The 24964-nt window shown below is 71.9% G+C and carries 19 protein-coding genes and 1 tRNA gene; 17 read left to right on the plus strand and 3 right to left on the minus strand.

All coding sequences use genetic code 11. The annotated features are described in order from the left end of the window. The first annotated feature begins 36 nt into the window (after positions 1-36). The 12 genes from EV190_RS17695 to pyk all read left to right on the plus strand — a co-directional run bounded on the left by EV190_RS17695 (position 37) and on the right by pyk (position 17200). Entirely contained in the window at positions 37-585 is a 549-nt protein-coding gene (locus tag EV190_RS17695) for a MauE/DoxX family redox-associated membrane protein (protein WP_133742700.1), read from the plus strand. 141 nt (positions 586-726) lie between these two features. Then, on the plus strand, positions 727-1746 hold the full coding sequence (locus tag EV190_RS17700) for a DsbA family protein (RefSeq protein ID WP_133742701.1): 1020 nt from the start codon (positions 727-729) through the stop codon (positions 1744-1746). Beyond that, entirely contained in the window at positions 1743-2819 is a 1077-nt protein-coding gene (gene lgt, locus EV190_RS17705; protein ID WP_133742702.1) for a prolipoprotein diacylglyceryl transferase, read from the plus strand. The genes EV190_RS17700 and lgt overlap by 4 nt, the downstream gene beginning before the upstream one ends. Before the next feature lie 61 nt (positions 2820-2880). Beyond that, positions 2881-4068 carry a hypothetical protein gene (locus EV190_RS17710; RefSeq protein WP_243742644.1) on the plus strand — a complete coding sequence of 396 codons (1188 nt, stop codon included), beginning with the start codon at positions 2881-2883 and terminating at the stop codon, positions 4066-4068. A gap of 174 nt (positions 4069-4242) precedes the next feature. Beyond that, positions 4243-5229, plus strand: coding sequence for a hypothetical protein (locus EV190_RS23515; protein WP_166655501.1), 987 nt, complete (start codon positions 4243-4245; stop codon positions 5227-5229). Positions 5230-5263: 34 nt separating this feature from the next. After that, positions 5264-6916: a bis-aminopropyl spermidine synthase family protein gene (locus EV190_RS17720; protein ID WP_133742704.1), complete on the plus strand. Its 1653-nt coding sequence runs from the start codon at positions 5264-5266 to the stop codon at positions 6914-6916. 525 nt (positions 6917-7441) lie between these two features. Next, positions 7442-12004, plus strand: a complete 4563-nt coding sequence (gene gltB / locus EV190_RS17725; RefSeq protein ID WP_133742705.1) for a glutamate synthase large subunit — start codon at positions 7442-7444, stop codon at positions 12002-12004. A 32-nt stretch (positions 12005-12036) separates the two neighbouring features. Further along, entirely contained in the window at positions 12037-13491 is a 1455-nt protein-coding gene (locus EV190_RS17730) for a glutamate synthase subunit beta (RefSeq protein ID WP_133742706.1), read from the plus strand. Between the two features lie 160 nt (positions 13492-13651). After that, a complete protein-coding gene (locus tag EV190_RS17735) occupies positions 13652-14059 on the plus strand; it encodes a DUF2784 domain-containing protein (RefSeq protein ID WP_133742707.1) in 408 nt (135 codons plus the stop codon). A 29-nt stretch (positions 14060-14088) separates the two neighbouring features. After that, positions 14089-14991: a prenyltransferase gene (locus EV190_RS17740; RefSeq protein ID WP_133742708.1), complete on the plus strand. Its 903-nt coding sequence runs from the start codon at positions 14089-14091 to the stop codon at positions 14989-14991. A 152-nt stretch (positions 14992-15143) separates the two neighbouring features. Then, positions 15144-15710, plus strand: coding sequence for a type 1 glutamine amidotransferase domain-containing protein (locus tag EV190_RS17745; protein WP_133742709.1), 567 nt, complete (start codon positions 15144-15146; stop codon positions 15708-15710). Positions 15711-15769: 59 nt separating this feature from the next. Further along, a complete protein-coding gene (gene pyk / locus EV190_RS17750; protein WP_133742710.1) occupies positions 15770-17200 on the plus strand; it encodes a pyruvate kinase in 1431 nt (476 codons plus the stop codon). Between the two features lie 158 nt (positions 17201-17358). Here the strand turns inward: pyk and EV190_RS17755 are convergent, their stop codons facing one another. The 3 genes from EV190_RS17755 to EV190_RS17765 form a co-directional block, all read right to left on the minus strand. After that, positions 17359-18297 carry a DUF1266 domain-containing protein gene (locus EV190_RS17755; RefSeq protein WP_133742711.1) on the minus strand — a complete coding sequence of 313 codons (939 nt, stop codon included), beginning with the start codon at positions 18295-18297 and terminating at the stop codon, positions 17359-17361. 192 nt (positions 18298-18489) lie between these two features. Next, a complete protein-coding gene (locus EV190_RS17760; protein ID WP_133742712.1) occupies positions 18490-19263 on the minus strand; it encodes a helix-turn-helix domain-containing protein in 774 nt (257 codons plus the stop codon). A gap of 130 nt (positions 19264-19393) precedes the next feature. Next, a tRNA-Leu gene (locus tag EV190_RS17765) sits at positions 19394-19467 on the minus strand. 170 nt (positions 19468-19637) lie between these two features. Here EV190_RS17765 and EV190_RS17770 point away from each other — a divergent pair. The 5 genes from EV190_RS17770 (at position 19638) to EV190_RS17790 (ending at position 24773) form a co-directional block, all read left to right on the plus strand. Further along, the gene (locus EV190_RS17770) at positions 19638-20201 is read left to right on the plus strand and encodes an ANTAR domain-containing response regulator (protein ID WP_133742738.1); all 564 of its coding nucleotides are present in this window, start codon (positions 19638-19640) and stop codon (positions 20199-20201) included. Positions 20202-20475: 274 nt separating this feature from the next. Beyond that, positions 20476-22053 (plus strand): branched-chain amino acid ABC transporter permease, encoded by a 1578-nt coding sequence (locus tag EV190_RS17775; RefSeq protein WP_243742645.1) that lies wholly within the window; start codon positions 20476-20478, stop codon positions 22051-22053. Positions 22054-22064: 11 nt separating this feature from the next. Further along, a complete protein-coding gene (locus tag EV190_RS17780; protein WP_133742713.1) occupies positions 22065-23051 on the plus strand; it encodes a branched-chain amino acid ABC transporter permease in 987 nt (328 codons plus the stop codon). Further along, positions 23041-23925, plus strand: a complete 885-nt coding sequence (locus EV190_RS17785) for an ABC transporter ATP-binding protein (protein WP_243742646.1) — start codon at positions 23041-23043, stop codon at positions 23923-23925. Before EV190_RS17780 ends, EV190_RS17785 begins: the two co-directional genes overlap by 11 nt. After that, positions 23922-24773, plus strand: a complete 852-nt coding sequence (locus EV190_RS17790; protein ID WP_133742714.1) for an ABC transporter ATP-binding protein — start codon at positions 23922-23924, stop codon at positions 24771-24773. Before EV190_RS17785 ends, EV190_RS17790 begins: the two co-directional genes overlap by 4 nt. The last annotated feature ends 191 nt before the right edge of the window (positions 24774-24964 follow it).

A 24964-nucleotide genomic window follows, 5' to 3' on the forward strand; every position in this document is an offset into this window, starting at 1 on the left:
CAGGCAGGCGGGGCACGTCAAGGCTCGGGGAGAGGCATGTCGACGGACACCGAAGAGAACACCGGGCGGGACCGCGAGCTCCGACAGCGGCCCGCCACCCGGTGGGAGACCGTCCAGCCGTGGGCGACCCTGGCCGCGCGCCTGGCCCTGGCCGGGGTGGTCGGATACGCCGGGTACACCAAGGTGATCGTGCCCGCCCTGTCCGTGCAGTCGGTGCAGGCGTACCAGCTCTTCGGCGACGACGTGAGCCGGTTCATCGGCTACACCCTGCCGCTGTTCGAGATCGCGCTGGCGCTGCTGCTCGTCCTGGGCCTGGCCACCCGCCTCACCGGGATCGTCGGGGCCCTGCTCATGGGAGTCTTCATCGCGGGCATCGCCTCGGCGTGGGCGCGCGGGCTGAACATCGACTGCGGCTGCTTCGGCACCGGCGGGCCGGTGGCCGAGGGGGAGACCGCCTACGGCCTGGACATCGCGCGCGACCTCGGCTTCATGGCGCTGGGCCTGTTCGTCGCGGTCTGGCCGCGCTCGCCCTTCTCGGTCGACCGGGTCCTTGGCCTCTACCCGGGCCGGGACCAGCGGCGGTAGAACTTCACCGGGCCGCCGCCGGCAGGGCGCGGACCGGTCCTCTCGGGGCTCCGCGGCGCGGGGCGCCGTCCCACGGCCGCGCCCCCGCGCCGGAGGAGCCGGCCACAACAACGGATCCAACGAGGAAATGGTGATCGGCTGATGAGCAAGGCGTCGCGGAAGGCCAATCGCGAGCGGCTCAGGCAGGAACGGATCAAGGAGCAGAAGCGGGCCAAACGCAACAAGCTCCTGGCCGTCATCGGCGCGGCCGTCGCCGTCGTCGCCCTCGTCGTGGGCGGCGGTTACCTCGTCATGCGGCTCCAGGAGGGGAGCAGCTCGGGGTTCGAGGGCGCGACGGCGCCCCAGACGCTGCAGCAGGACGGCAGCGTCGTCATGGCCGCCGACGGGGCGCGGGCCCCCGTCGTGGAGGTCTACGCGGACTACCAGTGCCCCGCCTGCCGGAACTTCGAGCAGACCAACTCCGACACCCTCAAGCAGCTGGCCGCCGACGGCAGGGCCATCGTGCACCTGCGACCCGTGAGCATCTTCGCGGCCCAGCCCGACCCGATCAGCAGCAACTCGCTGCGCGGGGGCGCCGCGGCCCGGGCGGCGGCCGACCACGGCAGGTTCGTCGAGTACAACGACGTCCTCTTCGAGAACCAGCCGGCCGAGGGCTCCGAGGGCTTCTCCGTCGAGGACCTCACCGCCTGGGGCGAGGAGGTCGGCATCACCGACCCGGCGTTCGCCGAGCGGGTGGCCGCCGAGGACGCGGTCGTCGAGAAGTTCGTCACGGACTACTACCCTGAACTGGCGGCGAAGGCGCAGGCCGACATCCCCGACCGCGTCCAGACGATGCGGTTGGCCGAACTGATGGAGTGGGGGAGTGACAACGGCGTGGACGCCACCTTCCTGGACGACACCTACGTCGGGGAGCTCCTCGACGCCACCGCCGCGGTGAACGCCAAGTACTCCGAGGGCGACAACGCCTTCGCGGGAACCCCGTCCGTCTACGTCAACGGGGTGCTCATGGGCAACGAGGCGTACACCGTGAACGGGCTCGTCCAGGCGGTCGAGGACGCGGAGGCCGGGGAACCCGACACCCTCCCGGTCGCGGGGGACGACTCCATGGCGCCCGCCGAATCGCCCTCCTCCTCACCATCCAAGGAAAATCCGGACGAATGACGATTCCGTTGAGCACCACCGCGGGCGCGGCCGACACCGGCCGCGCCCTCGCGGCTATTCCCAGCCCGGGCATGAGCGTCATCGAGCTGGGGCCGCTCACCATCCACTTCTACGCGTTGTGCATCCTGGCCGGGGTGGTCGCCGCGGTCTACTGGAGCGAACGGCGCTGGGCGGCCATGGGCGGCCGCCCCGGCACCATCATGGACCTGGCGGTCCCGGCGGTGCTCCTGGGCCTCGTCGGAGGCCGCCTCTACCACGTGGTCAGCGACTACCAGCTGTACTTCGCCCCCGGCAAGGACCCGGTCCAGGCCCTCTACATCTGGAACGGCGGCCTGGGCATCTGGGGCGCGATCCCGCTGGGCGCCCTGGGCGTGTGGTGGGTGGCGCGCCGGCGCGGGCTGTCGATGACGCAGCTGTCGTTCGCGATCGCGCCCACCATCCCGCTGGCCCAGGCGTTCGGGCGCTGGGGCAACTACTTCAACCAGGAGCTGTTCGGCGGCCCCACCGACGTGCCGTGGGCGCTGCGGGTGGAGCCCTTCGAGAACGGCGCGCTGCGCCCCGGCATGGAGGCGGGCGTCTTCACCTACCACCCGACCTTCCTGTACGAGTCGCTGTGGTGCCTGGCACTCGCGGCCCTGCTCGCCTGGCTGGGGCGGCGGTACGGTGACGCGCTGCGCGGCGGACGGCTGTTCGCGCTCTACGTCATGGGCTACTGTGTGGGACGGTTCTGGATCGAGTACATGAGGGTGGACCCCGCCAACGAGATACTCGGCTTCCGCCTCAACAACTGGACCTCCATCCTGGTCTTCCTCGGCGCGCTGGCCTACTTCGTGTGGGCCGGGACCCGGCTCGACCGGTTCTCGTCCCGGGTGTTGCCCGAGGGCGAGGACGAGGGCACCCAGCTGATCGGGACCGACCCGGGCGAGGAGCCGGGCACCGTGATGTCCACCGAGGCGCTCCCCGACGGGGACGCGACCGTGCGATCCGGGTCCAGGCCGCTGCGGAACGGCGACGCCGAGGACGGTGGTTCCGAGGAGCCGACGCCCCGGGAGGGCGACGAGCCGCAGGACTGATCCATCACATCCCCCTCGCGGCGGCGACGCCGCGAGGGGCCCGCACCCACTGGATGAGTACGTGAAGCTGCGAAACGCCGACTCCGCACAACGCGGCGCCCGCTCCGCACGCGAGGACGCGGACAGCCGGGCCGCCGCCGGACGCCGCCCGGACGACTACGACGACCACGACCTCGACGCCGAGGACGGCTCCCGGGAGCAGCGGCCCCGGCGGGGCACCCGCTCCACGGGCGGAATCCGGCAGGGCGGGTCCGGGCGGGGAGCCGCGGGGAAGGGCGCCCGCCGGGGCGGCCGGAAGAACCCCGCGAAGAAGGCCGCCGACGCCAAGGGCGCGGAGAGCGCGCGCGCCAGGAACACGCCGCCCGGCGGCACCCGCCGCGCCGCCCGGCCCAAGCCGGGGACCGGCGCGGTCGACCAGGTCTCCCGGTTCTCCGCCTCCGCGCTGAGCAAGGTCACCGTGCTGGGCGACCGGCCCGGCCAGATGGTGTACTCCCTCGCCGAGCAGAGCCGCCGCAAACGCGGCACCTACGTGCTGGTCGCGCTGCTGATCATGGCGGTCCTGTCGCTGCTCGCGCTGCTGGCCGTGCTCATCCTCCAGCTGGTCGCCCCCGAGGGGAGCGCCAACCGGGACCCGGCGCCCATCGTCGCGCCGCCCGCCGGGCACAGCACCCTGCGGCCCGAGCTCTTCCACGCCCAGGACCAGCAGGACATCTTCGCCCCCATCACCGAGCGCGCCGGGGACGCCGAACCGCTCACCCAGGAGCAGGTCTTCGGCTCGGTGCAGGAGCTCTCCCTGAGCGGCATGGACCTGTCCCTGCGGGACTCCGAGGTCACCGACACCTGCACCTCGCTGGTGTGGGGCGACGAGCTCGCCCAGAACCTGTCCACCGGCTCCTGCTCCTCCGCCGCGCGCGGGGTCTACCAGGACGCCGACGGCGAGTACGTGGCCCAGTTCACGCTGTTCGACCTCGCCGACGCCGACGCCGCGAGCACCACCCTGGAGAGCCTGGACCCGCGCGCCGAACCCGGCTTCGTGCTGCCCATGAACGACGGGATCGACGGGCTGCACCGCGGCTACAGCCAGGCCACCGCCCAGGCCATGGGCCACTACGTCGCGGTCTTCTGGGTGGCGCGCGCCGACGGGGAGGCGCCCTCCGACGACGACTCCATGGCCACCCTCAACGTCGCCGCGATGGACGCCGCCCTGATGGTGTACGAGCAGGTCCGCGACGCGAGCGAGGAGGAGTAGCCGGCGGCCGCCCGCCCCACCCGCGCGGGCGGCCGCCGGAAGGCCCCGGCCGTCCCGAGACGGCCGGTCCGGAGAAGTCCTCTATCCTTGCCGGAGGCGGCCGCCGCCCCCCTTTTCCCCCGCGCGGCCCCCGTCCAGACAGAACCCCGTCCCCGCCCATCGAAGAGGTCGCAGGTGTCATCTACCGAGTCGCCCGTGTCCGGCGCCCCCGGCCGACGCAGGAAGCCCGCCGAGAGCCCGACCGAGGAGCGTCCGAGCCGGAGCCGGGGTTCGCGCCGCCGCAGGAGCGGCGGCCGCGCCGGGAAGCGCGGCCCGTTGGTGCCCGTCCTGATCGGAGTGCTGGCCCTGGCCGTGGTCGCGCTCGGGGTGGTCCTGGTCATGGAGTTCACCGGGTCCGGCGGCTCCGAGGCCGCTACGGCCGCGCCCACCCGGTACGAGGTCTACGAGACCGGTGAGGCCGTCGAGCTCCTGGACGACCGCGAGGCGGACCCCCGGCCGCTGAACGAGAACGAGGTCTTCGCGGACAGCGCAGAGCTGTCCAGCGGTGACCTCGTCTTCGCGCTCGAGTCCCAGTCCCTCACCGACAACTGCGCCGAGGCCGTGTGGGGTCCCCGGGCCCTGGCCGCGCTGGAGAGCGCCGAGTGCTCGCAGGTGGCACGCGGAGGCTACGTCGCCGACGGCTACATCGGCGTGGCCGCGATCTTCAAGCTCCGCGACACCGAGGCGTCCCAGACCCTGGCCGAGGGCCTGGCCCCGGTGGAGGGGGAGGAGGCCGGGTCCGAGGGCGGCTTCCTGGTCCCGCCCAGCACCGAGGCGCCGTTCGACGCCCTCGGCGCGGGCTACAGCTCCGCCACCGCCACCGTCAACGGCCACTACCTGGTCGTCCTGTGGACGCAGTCCGAGGACTCCACCAGCGCCGAGGAGACCGAGAACCTCGAAACGCCGCTGATCGCCCTGAACGGCTTCGACATGCCGGTCTACTACCGCCTCACCGAGCGCGAGGCGTTCCTGGAGAACACCGGGGCCGCCACCGAGGGGACCACGACGGACGGGACCACGACGGACGGGACCACGACGGACGGGACCACGACCGACGGGACCACGACCGACGGCACCGGCGGGGTCGTGGACGGGACCGCGGACCAGGGGGGAATCGGCTGAGCGCGGCCCGTCCGCGCAGACCCGCCGAACACCGATGACGACCGACCTTCCTCCCGCGCTGTCGGCCCTGCTCAAGGAGCAGGGCGCGGACGCCGCCCGCGTCCTGCTCATCCCGGCGGCCCTGTCCGACGGCCGCTGGTGGAGCGCGCGCGAACTCGTGCGCTCCACCGGGGTCGCGCACCGCGTGGTCGCCGCGACCCTGGACGCCCTGGGCGACGAACTGGAGCGCGACGGCGACCGCGTCCGACCGCGCGACCCCTCCCGCTACGCGCCCCTCGCGGAGCGGCCCCGCCTCGCCGACCCCGTCGGCCACCTGCTCGCCCCGCACGCCGCGGCGGAGGCCGAGCTGGAGCGCCTGGTCGCCGGGGCCCCGGCCGCGCGCGCGGACCTGGACCACGTGGCCGCCAGCGCCCGCACGGCGCTGCGCCGCGCCGTGTTCCTGGGCGCGCGCTTCGACCTGGACGGCGCGCGCCTGCTGTGCGTGGGCGACCACGACCTCACCTCGCTGGCCCTGACCCTGGTGCACCCGGGCGCGGAGGCGGTCGTGGTGGACATCGACGAGCGCATGCTCGCCTACATCGACGCGGCCGCGGACCGGCTCGGCCTGAAGGTGCGCTGCCATTTCGCGGACCTGCGCCTGGGCCTGCCCCCCGCGGTGCGCTCCGGATCGGACCTGGTGTTCACCGACCCGCCCTACACCCCCGAAGGCGTGGAGCTGTTCGTGCGCCGCGGGCTGGAAGGCCTGGCCGAACCCAGGACCGCGCGGGTCCTCGTGGCCTACGGCGCGAGTGAGACAACCCCGGCGTTGGCGGCCCGCACCCAGGAGCGCCTGACCCGCCTCAACCTGGCCGTCGAGGCGATCTGGCCGGACTTCAACCACTACCTGGGGGCCGAGGCCATCGGCGCGGCCAGCGACCTGTACGTGCTGCGCGCCACCGCGCGCACCCCCGTCGGCGACGGCGGGGGCCGGGCCGGGAGCAGGAGCCGCGCGGCCGCGCGCATCTACAGCCAGGGGGTGAACGCCCGGGAGTCGGCCGACGCGCTCACCGCCGGGACCGCGCCGCTGGTCTGGGCCGGGACCGCCCCCGACGCCTTCGTGGGCGCCTGGCCCGAGGCCGCGCTGCCGGAAGGGGCCAACCGGGTCCCCCTGGCGGCCTGGCTGTCCGCGCCGGTGCCCGCCGGCCACGCGGTCGTGGACCTGACCGCGGGCGGGGAGGCGCTGACCGAGCGTGTGCTCCTGGCGGCCCCGGCCGCCGAGCTGAGCGTCGTGGTGGGATCGCGCGCCCCCCAGGTGCGCGACGAGGCGGGGCAGGCGGCCCTGCGCCGCGTCGCGGGACCCGACCGGACGGTGCGGTTCGCGCGGGGGGTCCCCGACCCGCGCCGCACCGTCGTCCGGGTGGGCGCGGCGGCCCCGGGCCCCGGGGTCGCGGACGACGCCGGGGCGTGGCTGGCGCGCCACGTCCGCGAGCGCGCGCACGGCTCGGTGGCCGCCGCGCTGCGCGAGGGCCTGATCCGGGCCGCGGCCGGCCTGGGCGCCCCCGTCAACAAGAAGTGGGCCCGCACCCGCGTCGCGGCGGCCGCGCCGTGGCTCTCGGGGCACACCCTCATGGACCTGCCGCTGCACCGGCTGCTCGAACTCGACGCGGTCGCCTCCCGCCTCGCCGGGGAACTGCCCGGCGCCCACTGACCCCTCCCCGCTGGTCCTGGCCTCTTCCGGGTCTCTACCGTCCCCGAGATCCCGAAGAGGCCAGGACCAGCGGGGAGGGCGGGGGCGGTGATCGATTAGGCGAACCTTAGTTCGAGGCCGCCTGTTACGGGCATGTAAGCTTGCGAAGCCGCTCTCCGACCCGAGGGAAGGTTTGCGGTGCCGGTGGCGGGATAAATAGCCGCATGCCGCTCCACGGAGCGGACGGGGGCACGGTATCCCGCACGAACCGGGGGTTCTCCCCGGTGGGGTCGTCGCACTGTGGCGGCGGCTGGTCTAGACCTCCGGTCGATCCGGGGAGAGGGCCACCGGCTGACGTGAGTCACCGGCGAGTGCCGCGACCACCCGGCAGAGCACCGATGTCACGAGGGCGTGTCACGCGGGTTTCAGGTTTCTGACCCCGTGGAAAAGGTGCGGGTAGAGCGGTCACAGAGCCGACGCAGCAGGGCCAATGTCGTCCCGAATGCGCTTTTCACAAAGCTCAGACGAAAGACGACAGGAGGGTAGATGCCTGCTGGACAGGTGCGGCGTTCGTCCGCCCGACCGAACGCGATGACCACTTCCGAGGGCCTGTACGACAGCTCCTACGAACACGATGCCTGCGGTATCGGATTCGTCGCGGACCTCTCCGGCCGTCGCAGCCACGACATCGTCGAGAAGGCGTTGACCGTGCTGCGCAACCTCGACCACCGAGGCGCCTCCGGGGCGGACCCCGACGACGGGGACGGCGTGGGCATCCTCACCCAGATCCCCGACGCGCTCTACCGCGAGGACTGCGGTTTCGACCTTCCCGAGGCCGGCGCCTACGCCGTCGGCATCGGGTTCCTGCCGATCGAGGCGGCCGAGCGCGCGGAGGCCGTCGCCGCCGTCGCCCGGATCGTCGACGAGGAGGGCCTGGAACTGCTCGGCTGGCGCGACCTGCCCTTCGAGCCCCAGCACTGCGGCCCCGTGGCCCGCGAGGTCATGCCGTTCTTCGGCCAGCTGTTCGTCGCGGGGCGCCCCGGCACCCCCAGCGAGGGCGCCACCGGCATCGAACTGGAGCGCTACGCCTACTGTGTGCGCAAGCGCGCCGAGCACGAGGTCGGCGTCTACTTCGCGAGCCTGTCGCCGCGCACCATCACCTACAAGGGCATGCTGACCACGCCGCAGCTCGAACCCTTCTTCCCCGACCTGTCGGACCGGCGCTACGCCTCGGGCCTGGCGCTGGTGCACTCGCGGTTCTCCACCAACACCTTCCCGTCCTGGCCGCTGGCGCACCCCTTCCGGTACATCGCGCACAACGGCGAGATCAACACGGTCAAGGGCAACCGGAACTGGATGCGCGCCCGCGAGGCCACCCTCGCCAGCGACCTCATCCCCGGCGACATCTCCCGGATCTTCCCCATCGTCGACGCCGAGGACTCCGACACCGCGTCCTTCGACGCCGCGCTGGAGCTGCTGCACCTGGGCGGGCGCTCGCTCCCGCACTCGGTGCTGATGATGATCCCCGAGCCGTGGGAGAACCACACCGAGATGGACCCGGCGGTGCGGGCCTTCTACGAGTTCCACTCCATGCTCATGGAGCCCTGGGACGGTCCCGCGTCGGTCACCTTCACCGACGGCTCCCTCATCGGCGCGGTCCTGGACCGCAACGGGCTGCGCCCCGGACGCTACTGGGTGACCGACGACGGCCTCGTCGTCCTCGCGAGCGAGGTCGGCGTCCTGGACATCGACCCCGAGCGCGTCGTGCGCAAGGGCCGCCTCCAGCCGGGCCGCATCTTCGTCGTGGACACCGCGCAGGGCCGCATCATCGAGGACGAGGAGGTCAAGGCCGAACTCGCCGCCGAGCACCCCTACGCCCAGTGGCTCGCCGACGGCGTCGTGCGCCTCGCCGACCTGCCCGAGGCCGAGCCCGCCCCCATCGGGGACGTCGTCCACGAGCAGCGGGTCTTCGGGTACACGGAGGAGGAGCTCCGCGTCATCCTCACCCCCATGGCCCGCACCGGCGCCGAGGCCATCGGCTCCATGGGCACCGACACGCCCGTCGCGGCGCTGTCCAGCCGCCCGCGCCAGCTGTTCGACTACTTCTCGCAGAACTTCGCGCAGGTCACCAACCCGCCGCTGGACGCCATCCGCGAGGAGATGGTCACCAGCCTCAGCGCCGCGCTGGGCGCCGAGGAGAACGTGCTGTCCCCGGACCCCGAGGACTGCCGCCGCATCGTGCTCGACACCCCCGTCCTGCAGGACGCCCAGCTCGCCGCGATCGTCGGGGCGGGCGGCCCCGACGGCGACCCGGCGTTCCGCGCGCACACCGCCAACGCCACCTACCCGGTGGCCGGAGGCGGCGCGGCCCTGGCCCGCCGCCTGGACGAGATCTGCGCCGAGGTGTCGGCGGCCATCGCCGACGGCGCGCACATCATCGTGCTCAGCGACCGCGGCGCGGACGCCGAGCACGCCCCCGTCCCGTCGCTGCTGCTCACCGGCGCGGTCCACCACCACCTGGTGCGGGAGAAGACCCGCACCGAGGTCGGCCTCGTCGTCGAGGCGGGCGACGTGCGCGAGTGCCACCACGTCGCGCTGCTGCTGGGCTACGGCGCGTCCGCCGTCAACCCCTACCTGGCGCTGGCCACCGTCCGGGACCTCGCCGCGCGCGGCGCCATCCCGGGCCTGGACCCCGAGACCGCCGCGCGCAACACCGTCAAGGCGTTCGGCAAGGGCGTCCTGAAGGTCATGTCCAAGATCGGCGTGTCCGCGGTCAGCTCCTACACCGGCGCGCAGATCTTCGAGGCCCTCGGCCTGGGCGCCGAGGTCGTCGACCGCGCGTTCACCGGCACCACCTCGCGCCTGGGCGGCGTCGGCTTCGACGTCCTCGCCGAGGAGGCGCGCCTGCGCCACGCCGTGGCCTACGCCGCCAACCCCGCCGACCACCGCCGCCTGGCCGTGGGCGGCGAGTACCAGTGGCGGCGCGAGGGCGAACCGCACCTGTTCAACCCCGAGACGGTCTTCAAGCTCCAGCACGCCACCCGCACGCGGCGCTACGAGATCTTCAAGGAGTACACCGGCCGGATCGACGAGCAGGCCGAGAACCTCATGACGCTGCGGGGCCTGTTCACGCTCAAGGAGGGCGTGCGCGAGCCCGTGCCGATCGACGAGGTCGAACCGGTCTCGGAGATCGTCAAGCGCTTCTCCACCGGCGCCATGTCGTACGGCTCCATCTCCGCGGAGGCCCACGAGACGCTCGCCATCGCCATGAACCGGCTCGGCGGCAAGTCCAACACCGGCGAGGGCGGCGAGGACGCCCGCCGCTTCACCCCCGACGCCAACGGGGACCTGCGGCGCAGCTCCATCAAGCAGGTCGCGTCGGGGCGCTTCGGCGTCACCTCGCACTACCTCACCAACGCCGACGACATCCAGATCAAGATGGCCCAGGGCGCCAAGCCCGGCGAGGGCGGCCAGCTGCCCGGCCACAAGGTCTACCCGTGGGTCGCCGACACCCGGCACTCCACCCCCGGTGTGGGCCTGATCTCGCCGCCGCCGCACCACGACATCTACTCCATCGAGGACCTCGCCCAGCTCATCCACGACCTGAAGAACGCCAACCCCTCGGCGCGGGTCCACGTCAAGCTGGTGTCCGAGGCGGGAGTGGGCACCGTCGCCGCCGGCGTGTCCAAGGCGCACGCCGACGTGGTGCTGATCTCCGGCCACGACGGCGGGACCGGGGCCTCCCCGCTCACCTCGCTCAAGCACGCGGGCACCCCCTGGGAGCTGGGCCTGGCCGAGACCCAGCAGACCCTGCTGCGCAACGGGCTGCGCGACCGGATCGTGGTGCAGGCCGACGGCCAGCTCAAGACCGGCCGCGACGTCATCGTCGCCGCGCTGCTGGGCGCCGAGGAGTTCGGCTTCGCCACCGCCCCGCTCGTGGTGTCGGGCTGCGTCATGATGCGGGTGTGCCACCTGGACACCTGCCCGGTGGGCGTGGCCACGCAGAACCCCGAGCTGCGCAAGCGCTTCAACGGCAAGCCCGAGTTCGTCGTCAACTTCTTCGAGTTCATCGCCGAGGAGGTCCGCGAGTACCTGGCGGCCCTGGGCTTCCGCAGCCTGGCCGAGGCGATCGGCTCGGTCGACCTGCTCGACGCGCGCGCCGCCGTCGACCACTGGAAGGCCTCCGGCCTGGACCTGTCCCCGATCCTGCACGAGGTGCAGCCCTGGGACAGCGACCACCGCCACCAGGTCCGCGTCCAGGACCACGGCCTCGAGAAGGCCCTGGACAACACCCTCATCCAGCTGTCCGAGGGAGCCCTGGAGTTCGGCACGCCGCTCAGGCTGGACCTGCCGGTGCGCAACGTCAACCGCACCGTGGGCACCATGCTCGGGCACGAGGTCACCAAGCGCTACGGCGCCGAGGGCCTGCCCGACGACACCATCGACGTGACCTTCACCGGCTCGGCGGGCCAGTCCTTCGGGGCGTTCCTGCCCAAGGGCGTGACCCTGCGCCTGGTCGGCGACGCCAACGACTACGTCGGCAAGGGCCTGTCCGGCGGCCGCGTCACCGTGCGCCCCGCCGACAGCGCGCAGTTCGCCGCCGAAGAGCACATCATCGCGGGCAACGTCATCGCCTACGGGGCCACCTCGGGCGAGGTGTTCCTGCGCGGCATCGCCGGGGAGCGGTTCTGCGTGCGCAACTCCGGCGCGCTCGCCGTCGTCGAGGGCGTCGGCGACCACGGGTGCGAGTACATGACCGGCGGACGCGCGGTCGTCCTGGGCCGCACCGGCCGCAACTTCGCGGCCGGGATGTCCGGCGGCATCGCCTACGTGCTCGACCTCGACAGGGGCCGCGTCAACACCGAGATGGTCGACATCGACCCGCTCGACGACGACGACCGGGCGTTCCTGGAGGACGTCCTGCGCCGCCACCACGCCGAGACCGGATCGACCGTCGCCCAGCGCCTGCTCGCCGACTTCGACCTCGCGGTCGAGCGCTTCGGCAAGGTCATGCCCCGCGACTTCAAGCGGGTCCTGAGCGCCCGGGCCGAAGCCGAGCGCGACGGCCGCGACGTGGCCGAGGCCATCATGGCCGCAGCCCAGTCCTGACGGCAGCACCGAGAAAGGAGGGAAAGAGAGAAATGGCCGATCCCAAGGGCTTCCTCAAGATCACCGAGCGGGAGCTGCCCGAGCATCGCCCGGTGGACGTGCGCATCCAGGACTGGCGCGAGGTCTACCAGGACTTCGACCGGGGCACCGTCGTCAACCAGGCGTCGCGCTGCATGGACTGCGGCATCCCGTTCTGCCACAACGGCTGCCCGCTGGGCAACCTCATCCCCGAGTGGAACGACCTCGTCCACCGCCACGACTGGGGCGAGGCGATCGAGCGGCTGCACGCCACCAACAACTTCCCCGAGTTCACCGGGCGGTTGTGCCCCGCCCCGTGCGAGTCGGCGTGCGTGCTCGGCATCAACCAGCCCGCCGTCACCATCAAGAACGTCGAGGTCTCCATCATCGACCGGGCGTGGGAGGAGGGCTGGGTGCAGCCCCGCCCGCCCGCGGCCCTCACCGGCAGGAAGGTCGCCGTCGTCGGCTCGGGCCCCGCCGGCCTGGCCGCCGCCCAGCAGCTCACCCGGGCCGGGCACACCGTGACCGTGTACGAGCGCGCCGACCGCGTCGGCGGGCTCCTGCGCTACGGCATCCCCGAGTTCAAGATGGAGAAGCGGCACATCGACCGGCGCCTGGCGCAGATGCGCGCCGAGGGCACCGAGTTCCGCACCGGCGTCGACGTCGGCGTGGACATCACCGTCGAGCGGCTGCGCGCCGAGCACGACGCCGTCGTGCTCGCGGGCGGGGCCACCGCCTGGCGCGACCTTCCCGCCAAGGGCCGCGAACTCGGCGGCATCCACCAGGCCATGGAGTACCTCCCGCTGGCCAACCGGGTGCAGCAGGGCGACTACGACACCCCGGCCATCAGCGCCGAGGGCAAGCACGTCGTCGTCATCGGCGGCGGCGACACCGGCGCGGACTGCGTGGGCACCGCCCACCGGCAGGGCGCGGCCTCGGTCACCCAGCTCGAGATCATGCCCAAGCCCCCGGCGAAGCGCCCCGAGGGCCAGCCATGGCCGACCATGCCGATGCTGTACAAGGTCACCAGCGCCCACGAGGAGGGCGGAAAACGCCTGTACTCGGTGAACACCGTGGAGTTCCTCGGCGACGACAAGGGCGACGTGCGCGCCCTCAGGCTCGTGGACGTCAAGCGCACCGACAAGGGCTTCGAACCGCAGCCCGGCACCGAGCGCGAGATCCCCGCCCAGCTCGTCACCCTGGCGATGGGCTTCGTCGGCCCGCAGAAGGAGGGCATGATCGACGCGCTCGGCGTGGAGCTGGACGGCCGCGGCAACGTCGTGCGCGACCGCGACTACGCCACCACCGTCGACGGCGTCTTCTGCGCCGGGGACATGGGGCGCGGCCAGTCGCTCATCGTGTGGGCCATCGCCGAGGGGCGCAGCGCCGCCGCCGCGGTCGACGCCTACCTGGGAGACGGCACCAGCCTGCCGGTCGCCATCCCGCCGACCGCACGCCCGCTGGTGTAGCGGGGACGGGCAGGGAGGACGAGCCGGGGCCGCCATCCGCGCGGCGGCCCCGGCTCGCGCCGTTCCGGGCCCCGGGGCCCGCCCCGCGCTCCCCCCAACCGTCCCACCTGAGTACGAACGCCCATGTCGGAGCCGCGCCACCGCGGGTAGCGTCCGGGGTATGGGGTACCACATCCTGGCCGAGGCGGCCATGGTCCTGCACTTCGCCTTCATCGCCTACATCGTCGGCGGCGGCTTCCTGGCGTGGCGCCGCCCCAGGGCGGTCCTGCCGCACCTGGCGGCCGCCGCCTACGGCCTGGGCATCACCGTCGTCGGCTGGTCCTGCCCCCTCACCCGGATCGAGGACTGGGCCCGCGTCCAGGCAGGCCGGCAGGGGCTGCCCGACGGGTTCATCGCCCACTACCTCACCGGCGTCGTCTACCCGGCCGACAACGCCGCGCACGCCCAGGCCGCCGCGGCCGCCACCGTCGCCCTGTCCTGGGCCGGGGCCGCCTGGCTCGCCCACCGCCGGGCGAACCGGTCCGACCTGGAGGAACGACGGCGAATCCGAAACCCCGGGCAGGTTTGAACGGTCCGCTCCGCGCGCACCCTTCCACCATGAGTACCGTGACCCAGGACACGCTCCACCTCGTCGACCACTTCATCGCCCGCAGCGCCCGCCTCCTGGACCGCTACCGCTTCGCCCACCACTTCCAGGGCGGCCCCGCCCACGCCGTGTACGCGGTCCTCGACACCTACCGCAACGTCGACGGAGGGTACGGCAACGCGCTCGACCCCGAGTTGCGCGGGCACGGCAGCCAGCCCCTCGCGGACGCCGCCGCGCTGCGCGTCCTCGACGAACTCGGCCCCCTGCCCCACGGAACCGTCAACGGCCTCTGCCGCCACCTCGGCGGCGCCACCCGCCCCGGCGGGGGAGTCCCGCCGGTCCTGCCCGACATCCGGCACACCGAGACCGCGCCCTGGTGGCGCGAGCACCACGACTTCCGCGGAGCGCTCAACCCCACCGCCACCATCGCCGGGCTGCTGCACAAGCACCACATCAGCAACCCCTGGCGGGACCGCGCCACCAGCTTCTGCTGGACCCGGATCAGGGCCCTGAACTGGACCGACCCCGAAGAGGCCGCCGCGGTGTGCACCTTCCTGCAGCACGTCCCCGACCGTGACCGGGCCCGCGCCGAGTTCGCCCGGCTCAGCCCCGTCATCCGCGTCGTCATCGCCCGCGACCCGGACGTGCGCGGGTACGTCCACACGCCGCTGGACCTGGCGCCCACCCCCGGCCACATCGCCCGCTCCCTGTTCACCGACGCCGAGATCGACGCCCACCTCGACGCCCTCCTCGCCGCCCAGGAGCCCGACGGCGGCTGGCCGGTCAACCGCCCCTGGGCCGAGGGCCCCACGGCGGAGCGCCGCGGCAGCGACACCCTGCGCCACCTGCTCGTCCTGAGCGCCTACGGCCGCGTCGGCACCCACGGCTCGTCCCCGGTCCCCTCCGCGCGATGACCCGGCGCCCGCGGTGGACGCCCCTCCGGTGGTCGGCGTCCCGGGACGGAGACCATCCCGTGGCCCCGGCCGCCCGAGGCATGACCCGCCCCGGCCGGGGCAGGGGGAGGTGAGCACCGACGACACCGCGACACGAACGGGGGCAGCCCCTCATGGCCAGCGAACTCACCGGAAGCACCATCGCCTTCCTCGCCGCACCCGAGGGAACCGAACAGGTCGAACTCACCGACCCCTGGCAGCGGGTCAGGCGGGCCGGAGGCGAGCCCCGCCTCGTCTCCACCGAACCCGGGCTCCTCCAGGCGTTCAACCACCTCGACAAGGGCGACACCTTCGCCGTCGACGCCACCGTCGACCAGGTGCGGGCCGCCGACTTCGCCGGGCTCGTCCTGCCCGGGGGCGTCGCCAACCCCGACCTCCTGCGCCAGGACGAGCGCGCCGTCGCCCTCGTCCGCGCGTTCTTCGACGCGGGCCTGCCCGTCGCCGCCATCTGCCACGCGCCCTGGCTCCTCGTCGAGGCCGACGCCGTCCGCGGGCGCACCCTGACGTCCTTCCCCAGCCTGCGCACCGACCTGGCCAACGCCGGGGCCCGCTGGGTGGACGAGGCGGTCGTCGTGGACACCGACGGCCCCAACCGGCTCGTCACCAGCCGTAAGCCGGACGACCTGCCCGTATTCGGCGAAGCTCTGGTCGCGGCGTTCGCCTCGTCGTCGGTCGGATGACGCCTACTCGCAACTTGGTTTAGACCAATCAACACACGAAAAGCTCTAAACTGTTACAGGTGACACGTCGAGCGAAAATCGTCGCGACCCTCGGCCCAGCCACATCGAGCCCGGAAACCCTCCGCAAGCTCGTCGACGCCGGGCTGGACGTAGCGCGACTCAACCTCAGCCACGGTACCCACGAGGACCACCGCGCCAACTATGAGAACGTCCGCGCAGCGGCCGAAGCAAGCGGCCGGAGCGTCGGAATCCTCGCAGACCTCCAAGGTCCCAAGATCCGCCTCGGCACCTTCGCCGACGGTCCCGTGGACCTGCACCCCGGTGACGAGTTCACCGTCACCGTCGACGACATCCAGGGCGACCGGCACCGGGTGTCCACCACCTACAAGAACCTGCCCGGAGACGTCCGCCCCGGCGACCGCGTCCTCATCGACGACGGCCGCGTCGTCCTGGAGTGCGTCAAGTCCACCAGCACCGACGTCAACACGCGGGTGCTCATCGGCGGCACCGTCTCCAACCACAAGGGCCTCAACCTCCCGGGTGTCTCCGTCGCCGTCCCCGCGCTGACCGAGAAGGACGAGCGCGACCTGCGGTGGGCTCTCGAACAGGGCGTCGACATGATCGCGCTGTCCTTCGTGCGCAGCCCGGACGACGCCGAGGACGTCCACAAGATCATGGACGAGATGGGCATCCGCGTCCCGCTCATCGCCAAGGTCGAGAAGCCCCAGGCCGTCGAGCGCCTCCAGGACATCATCGAGGTCTTCGACTCCGTCATGGTCGCCCGCGGCGACCTCGGCGTCGAGCTGCCCCTCGAGAACGTCCCCATGGTGCAGAAGCGCGCCGTCGAGCGCTGCCGCGACAAGGCCAAGCCGGTCATCGTCGCCACCCAGATGCTCGAGTCCATGATCAGCGCGCCCCGGCCCACCCGCGCCGAGGCGTCCGACGTCGCCAACGCCGTACTCGACGGCGCCGACGCGGTGATGCTCTCGGGCGAGACCAGCGTCGGGCAGTACCCGGTCGAGACCGTGCAGACCATGGCGCGGATCATCGCCGCCGCCGAGCAGGAGTCCCTGCGCGCCTCGCACGTGCTCAACCGCGTCCCCGAGACCGTCGGCGGCTCCATCGCCCGCGCCGCGGCCGAGGTCGGAGCCACCATCGGCGCCAAGGCCCTGATCGCCTTCACCACCAGCGGAGAGACCGCGCGCCGCCTGGCCCGCTACCGCTCCCCCATCCCGCTGCTGGCCTTCTCCACCGAGACCGCCACCCGCGCCCAGCTCTCCCTGACCTGGGGTGTGGAGACCCACCTCGTGCCGTGGGTGGACAACACCGACGACATGGTCCGCCAGGTCGAGACCGAACTGCTGGACATGGGCCGGTACCAGAAGGGCGACAAGGTCGTCATCGTCGCCGGGAGCCCGCCCGGCAGCCAGGGGTCCACCAACATGCTGCGCGTGCACCGCATCGGCGACGCCATCACGCACGGCAGGTAGCGACCGCGGCAAGGCCGTACTCCCCGGCGAGGTGTCCGAGCCGCACCGGCCCCGGGGAGAGCGGCCCGCCCGCGCTCCCCCCGCTGATCGTGACCTTTTCGGGGTCTCAGCCGCCTCTGAGACCCCGAAAAGGTCACGATCACCGAGGAAGACGGGGATCAGGGGAGCGCCTCGCTCTTCTCCCCGGTGGTCACCCGCTCCAACGGCATGTCCCACGGCAGCAGGTTCCACGGGCTCGACGGGTCGGAGGTCAGCAGCCCCATCGCGGCCCACACCCGGTCCGACCCCGCGTCCTCCGAACCGCCGCCGTTCCACAGCAGGTAACCCGCGTGGAAGGCCGCCGAGAGCTGGTCCCAGCCGCTGTACCGGCGTTGCAGGTCCGAGGCCACCCGGCGCAGCAGCCCGTGCGTCTCCACCGGGCTCAGCCAGTCCAGGGTCGCACCGCCGCAGGCCAGCCGGATCAGGTGCACCGACGTCCACCACTGGTACGCCCCGATGACCACCTGCTCGGCGGACTCGTCCGCGCCGATCACGGCGCGCATCCGCGTCACCTGGTCGGGGGTCAGCCGGAGGACCCGCTCGGCCCGCGCCCCCTCGGGGTCGCGACTGCGCGCGACCCCCGTGCGCAGGTCCACCAGCAGGTCCGCGCTGCGGCCCTCGTGCAGCTCGGCCCACAGCCGGTCCGCCGCGGCCAGCAGGCTCTCGCGGTCGGTGACGCCCCACTCGGCGGCGAACACCTTGCGGTACCTCCGCCGCAGCTGCGGGCGGACCACCACGTCCCACGGCTCGGCCAGCGCGACCCGGAACGGCGCGGCCACCGCCGCCGCCCACCGCTCGGTGCTCAACGGGGCGTCGGGGTCCCTGGTGCGCAGCGTGGGCGCCTCGCGGGTCCCCGCCACCATCTCGGCGAACGACCCCGCGGCCAGCGCCGCGATCGGCAGCAGCGCCCACCCGCCCTGGTCCAGAACGACGAGCACCGCGATGAGCGCGGCGAGTGGCGCCATCAGCCACGGCAGGCGGCGGTTCGACGCCCAGGCCACCACGACCCACGCGCCGATCGCCAGCGAGCCGAGAACTGCGGCCACCGCGGTGAACACCCGGCACTCCCTCCGTGCACTGCTCGGAAAACCTGGAAACTGGAGAACCCCAGTGATTCCAGGATCGGTGACCACTACCCTCGGCGGCGACCAAACCCGCGTGTTGTACCCAGGTTGTGGCCGTGATGTGACCGCCTGCGGACAGCGGCCGACCCGAAAGCCGTATTAGGGGTCGCGCCAAGCGGGTAGGGCTCAGTGCTTGGGCCCGATGAAGGAGTCCAGGAACGCGACGGAGTCGCGCTCGGCGACGGAGAGGTTCCCGGTGTTGGCCATCTTCCACTCGACCCCGAGCCGGTCGAGGTTGAACCCGAGGAGTTCCAGGATGTCCTGGGATCTGTTGCTGAAAAAGTAGCGGGGGTACTCGTACCACTTCTCCCGGCCTGCGACCGTGCGCTTGACCCGGTTGGTGATCCGGCAGCCGTCGGAGTGGATCAGGCCGCGGACGAGGTTCTCGGGAAAACGGTCGACGATGTCGCACTGCCACGGAGCCAGTTCGATTCTGCGTTCGTGTTTTTTTCCAGGGCCGTGCTGGGGGAAGTAGCAGGGCCAGTGCTTCCAGCGGGCCACTACCTCGGTGCAGCCGGTCTTGGGAACGGTGCCGATCCTGTGGCCGGGCAGGACCGCGGTGAGAGTGTCGACGCATTCGCGGATGAGACCGGGCCAGCCGTCGCAACAGAAGATACGCAGAGCCCAGACCTCTTTCCTGGGGTCGCCTGCGTAGCTGAGGTATCCGTCGCCGAGGTAGAGGCCGAGCAGGTAGCTGTAGGCGGGATTCGGTTCCGGAAAGGCGGGAACGGGAGCGCAGCGAGCGCAGGTCTCGCCCGCGCGCCCGGTCAGTGCCTCCGGGTGGTTGGCCCAGTCGCGGACGGCGGCGCGAGAGACCCCGGTCTGTCGGCTGACCTCGCTGAGGGAAAGCCCGGAGCGGTGCATGGCGACCGCCTGACGGCGGAGGTGGAGGGGGTACATGCGTCAAGTGTCACTGGCCAGACGAACATGTGTCCGATAAATATTGGCGCTTGTGGACAAAGGCTTGGGCCGGGATGTAAAAAAGCCACCCGTCTGGGTGGCTGTGACCGGGAATCGAATCCTTGAAGTGTGCCCCGGGTGGGATTCGAACCCACACTGTATTGGTTTTGAATCAATCTTCTCTGCCAGTTGGAATACCGGGGCTGACTTGGTTTGTCAAGCATTTTCGGGAGAAACTTTCCTTCTGTTTGAGAAGGTCTTCCCGTCTCTCCGCTGACGAACCCGCACCCGGGATGTGTCGGACTCCCCGGGTGGTGCAGACCATCCTAGCGGATCTCTGTAGTCTCTTGTCTGTGACGCAGACGCAGAGCCGCGTGGTGATCGCGGAAGACGAGGCCCTGATCCGACTGGACCTCAAGGAGATGCTTGAGGAGGACGGCTACGCCGTCGTGGGGGAGGCCGGTGACGGGGAGACCGCCATCCGGCTGGCCGTGGAGCTGAAACCCGATCTCGTCATACTCGATATCAAGATGCCCGTCCTGGACGGGCTCTCCGCCGCCGAGCGGATCGCCGGGGAGCGGATCGCGCCGGTGGTCATCCTGACCGCGTTCTCGCAGCGGGACCTCGTCGAGCGCGCCCGGGACGCCGGCGCGATGGCGTACCTCGTCAAGCCGTTCAACAAGGCGGACCTGGTGCCCGCCATCGAGATGGCGGTCAGCCGGTACGCCGAGATCTCCGCGCTGGAGGCCGAGGTCACGGGGCTGAGCGAGCGCCTGGAGACCCGAAAGCTCGTCGAGCGCGCCAAAGGGCTGCTGCAGAGCAGGCACGGGCTCAGCGAGCCCGAGGCGTTCCGGTGGATCCAGAAGAACTCCATGGACCGCAGGCTCACCATGCGCAAGGTCGCCGAGACGGTGGTCGAGACGCTGGCCGAGGGGTAGAGCCGGGGAAGGCCAACCATACGGACGCGGGGCAACACGCCCCAACACGGGCGCGGGGCGCGCCACCACGCGGTGGCGCGCCCCACGCATGTCCTGAGCTGCCCGGACATCAACTGCGGGATTGTTGTGGTTGTGTCACGGTTGCACACAAAGCAATGACGTTTGGGTCACGTGGCTTTAGCGATGCTGAAGGAACCGGGTAAATCGGGCTAAACTCGCGCCACCGAAAGCAAGTGACGGTGTATGGGCCAGCCCATGCCCTTCGATATTTCAGATGCGCAAGGGAGCGCACGTGCGCAAACGCCTCGTGACCGTGCTGCTCGCCGTGATCGCCGCCATCCTGGCGGTCCCGGCGGCGGCCGTAGCAGATACCCAGGGAGGTGAGGCGATCGTCGCGAACATCCGTGACGACAACCGGGACCCGGTCGAAGGAGTCACGGTCACGGTGTTCCAGGGCGACGAGGAGATCGGCTCCGCCGCCTCCGACCCCGAGGGGAGAGCGCGGGTAGAGGTGCCCGGACCGGGCAGGGACTACCGAGCCGTTCTCGACACCGAGACGCTGCCCGAGGGCCTCGTCACCTCCGACGGGGAGAACGAGCGGGCGGGGTTCCAGGTCCGCGAGGGCCGGGACGGCCTGATCGCCTTCTCCCTCGTGCCCGAGGGGCAGCAGGAGACGGCGGACGACGCGTCCCCCACCCCCGCCGAGTCCGCGGACGGCGGACAGGACGACCCGGGCGCCGCGGCCGACCCCGAGAGCGACGTGGAGCCCGGCTTCACCCCCGGCGTGTCCTTCGGCGCCAAGGCGGCCCAGCTCGCGGTCAGCGGCCTGATCTTCGGCCTGGTCATCGCGATCTCCGCGATCGGCCTCTCGCTGATCTTCGGCACCACCCGCATGATCAACTTCGCCCACGGCGACCTGGTCACCTTCGGCGCCATCATGGCGATGATCTTCAGCACGGGCGCCGGCGGGATCGGCAACTCGCTGCTGGTGCTGTTCGGCGCGGGCCTGCTCGCGGCGGGCGCCGGATGGCTGCTGCGCGGCAGGGTGCCGGGCGCGGTGGCCGCGGTGGTCCCGGCGCTGGTCCTGCTGCTCGGCGTGGCCGCGTCCACCGCGGTGGGCGTCTACGGCGAGTCGTGGAACTGGGAGGTCCCCCTCCTCGCGGCGATCCTGATCGCGGTGGTCCTGGGCGCGCTCCTGGGCATCGGCATGGAGCGCTACGTGTGGCAGCCGCTGCGCGCCCGCCACGTCGCGCTGATCCAGATGTTCATCGTCTCGATCGGCCTGTCCCTGCTCCTGCGGCACCTGCTGCTGGTCGTGTTCGGCGGGAACCGCCAGCGCTACGACGAGTTCCAGCTCCAGGAGACGCTGTCGCTCGGGCCGGTGTCGATCACCCCCCGCGACCTGACGATCGTGGTGCTGTCCGTCGTCGTGCTGGTGGCGGTGGCGTGCATGCTCCAGTTCACCCGCATCGGCAAGGCGATGCGCGCGGTCTCGGACAACCGGGACCTGGCGGAGTCCTCGGGCATCGACGTGAACCGGGTGACCCTCTACGTGTGGGGCATGGGCGGCGGCCTGGCCGCGCTGGGAGGCACGTTCTACGGCCTCAACCAGACGGTCTACTGGCAGATGGGCTTCCACCTGCTGCTGCTGATGTTCGCCGCGGTGATCCTGGGCGGGCTGGGCACGGCCTACGGCGCGATGGTCGGCGGCCTGGTCATCGGCCTGGTCGCGCAGCTGTCCACGCTCTGGTTCTCGGCGCAGCTGATGAACGCCTGGGCGCTGGCCATCATGATCCTCGTGTTGCTGGTCCGGCCGCAGGGCATCCTGGGCCGTCGTGAGCGGGTCGGGTAGGAGACGGACGAATGGACTTTGCCTACATCCTGACCGCCGGCATCACGACCGCGATCGGGCCGATCGCGGCGATCTACGCGCTGGCGGCCATCGGACTCAACCTCCACTTCGGCTACACCGGACTGCTGAACTTCGGTCAGGTGGGCTTCATGCTGGTCGGCGCCTACGGGCTCGGCATCAGCGTCAACACGTTCGGCCTGCCGATGTGGGCCGGCTTCCTGGTCGCGGTGGCCTGCGCGGTGGTGCTGGCGCTGCTGCTGGGCATCCCGACACTGCGGCTGCGCGCCGACTACCTCTCCATCTGCACGATCGCGGTGGCCGAGGTGGCCCGCCTGCTGTACCGCGCGGAGTTCGCCCGCGACCTCACCGGCGGCGTCTACGGCCTGCAGGGCTTCGCGGACGGCTTCTACGACATGAACCCGATCCCGAGGGGGAGCTACGGGTTCGGCGACATCACCTTCTCGGCGCGCGACGTGTGGCTGATGCTGTTCGCGTGGGGCCTGGTGGCCGTGGCCTGCCTGGTCATGTGGCTGCTGGTGCACAGCCCGTGGGGCCGCGTGATCAAGGGCATCCGCGAGGACGAGGACGCGGTGCGCAGCCTCGGCAAGAACGTCTTCGTCTACAAGATGCAGAGCCTGGTGCTGGGCGGCGTGTTCGGCGCCCTGGCGGGCGTGGTGATCGCGATCAACCAGCAGACCATCCACCCGGACCAGTTCATGCCGCAGGTGACGTTCTACCTGTGGGCGATGCTGCTGCTGGGCGGCGCCGGGCGCACGCTCGGCCCGGTGATCGGCTCGGTCGTGCTGTGGTTCCTGCTGACCGTGGTCGACGAGCTGCTGCGCGGCCTGATCCAGGTCGGCGCGCTGCCGTTCCTGCAGTCCTCGGACGCGGGCGCGCTGCGGCACGCGGTGGTCGGCCTGGTCCTGCTGCTGTTGATCGTGTTCCGCCCGCAGGGCCTCATCGGCGACCGCAAGGAGATGCTGGTCAATGTCAAGTGACGCGAACGGCGCCGCCGTCGACCGGATGCCCGGGGTGGAGCCGGTTCCCGGGTCCGCCAAGCCCGACCCGATCCTGAAGGCGTCGGGGGTGCGGCGCTCCTTCGGCGGGCTGACCGCTGTGAACGTGGAGCGCCTGGAGGTGCAGCGCGGCACCATCACGGCGCTGATCGGCCCGAACGGCGCCGGCAAGTCCACGTTGTTCAACCTGCTCACCGGGTTCGACCGGGTGGACGCGGGCGAGTGGTCGTTCCAGGGGCGGAGCCTGAACCGGCTGAGCGGGCACAAGGTGGCCCGCGCCGGGATGGTCCGCACCTTCCAGCTGACCAAGGCGCTGACGCGGCTCACGGTCATGGACAACATGCTGCTGGCGGCGCCGGACCAGTTCGGCGAGGGCATGCTGGGGGCGTTCGCGCGTCCGGTGTGGCAGCGGCACGAGCGGCTGAACCGGACCCGCGCCGAGGAGCTGCTCGACCGCTTCAAGCTGCTGGCGAAGAAGGACGACATCGCGGGCAGCCTCTCCGGCGGGCAGCGCAAGCTGCTGGAGATGGCGCGCGCCCTCATGGTGAACCCGTCGATGATCATGCTGGACGAGCCGATGGCGGGGGTGAACCCGGCGCTGGTGCAGTCGCTGCTGGGGCACATCACCGCGCTGCGCGACGACGGTGTGACGGTGCTCTTCGTGGAGCACGACATGGACGTCATCATGGGGATCAGCGACTGGATCGTGGTGCTGGCGCAGGGCCAGGTGATCGCCGAGGGGCGCCCCGCGGACATCCGGGCGAACAAGCAGGTCGTCGACGCCTACCTGGGCGCCCAGCACGACGAGTCCGGCGGGGAGCCGGGAGCCGAGACCGACACCGGGGAGAGCCGATGAGCGGGAACGAGGAGAGCGGCCGGGGCGCGGTGCCGGACGAGGCGGCGGAGGCCGCCGTGGAGGCCCAGCAGCGGGCGCGCGAGGAGGCGCTGAAGCACGCGGAGGAGCGGGCGGAGGTGGACGACGGCGACTACCTGCTGGTGGCGCGGGAGATGGTCGCCGGGTACGTGCCGGGCGTGAACATCCTGAACGGCTGCACGCTGACCCTCACCGAGGGCGAGGTCGTGGCGATCATCGGCCCCAACGGCGCGGGAAAGTCGACGCTGGTCAAGACGATCTTCGGGTTGATCCCGGTGCGCGAGGGCAGCCTGGTGCTGCGCGGCGAGAGCATCGCGAACCTGCCGGCGCACGCGCTGGTGGAGCGGGGCGTGGGTTACGTGCCGCAGACGCAGAACGTGTTCCCGTCGCTGACGGTGGAGGAGAACCTGGAGATGGGCGCCTACCTGCGCCCGAAGATCTTCGCCAAGCGGTTCTCGGTCGTCTCCGAGCTGTTCCCGCTGCTGGCCGAGCGCCGCAGGGCCAAGGCGGGGTCGCTGTCGGGCGGTGAGCGCCAGATGGTGGCGATGGGCCGGGCGCTGATGATGGACCCGTCGGTGCTGCTGCTGGACGAGCCCACCGCGGGCCTGTCGCCGATCTACCAGGACGAGGTGTTCCAGCGGGTCAAGCAGATCAACTCCACCGGGGTCTCGGTGATCATGGTGGAGCAGAACGCGCGGCGCTGCCTGCAGATCTGCGACCGCGGCTACGTGCTGGACCAGGGGCGCAACGCCTACACCGGTACGGGCTCGGAGCTGCTGAACGACCCGAACGTGATCGAGCTGTACCTGGGGACGCTGGCCAAGGCCTGACGCGCTCCCCGTCGGGGCCCCGGACCTTCACGGTCCGGGGCCCCGCGTCTTTGCCGGGGTCGGGACCGCCGCCGGGACCCTCGCGAACGGTCGCGACCCGACCAGGCACTGGGGGTCCGGCCGGTAGCGCGGCGGGCGGCCTCCGGACACGGGCGTGCCCCGGGTTCCTGACCGGAACCCGGGGCACGCCC

This window comes from Actinorugispora endophytica (assembly GCF_004363075.1).
Taxonomy (GTDB): Bacteria; Actinomycetota; Actinomycetes; order Streptosporangiales; family Streptosporangiaceae; genus Actinorugispora; species Actinorugispora endophytica.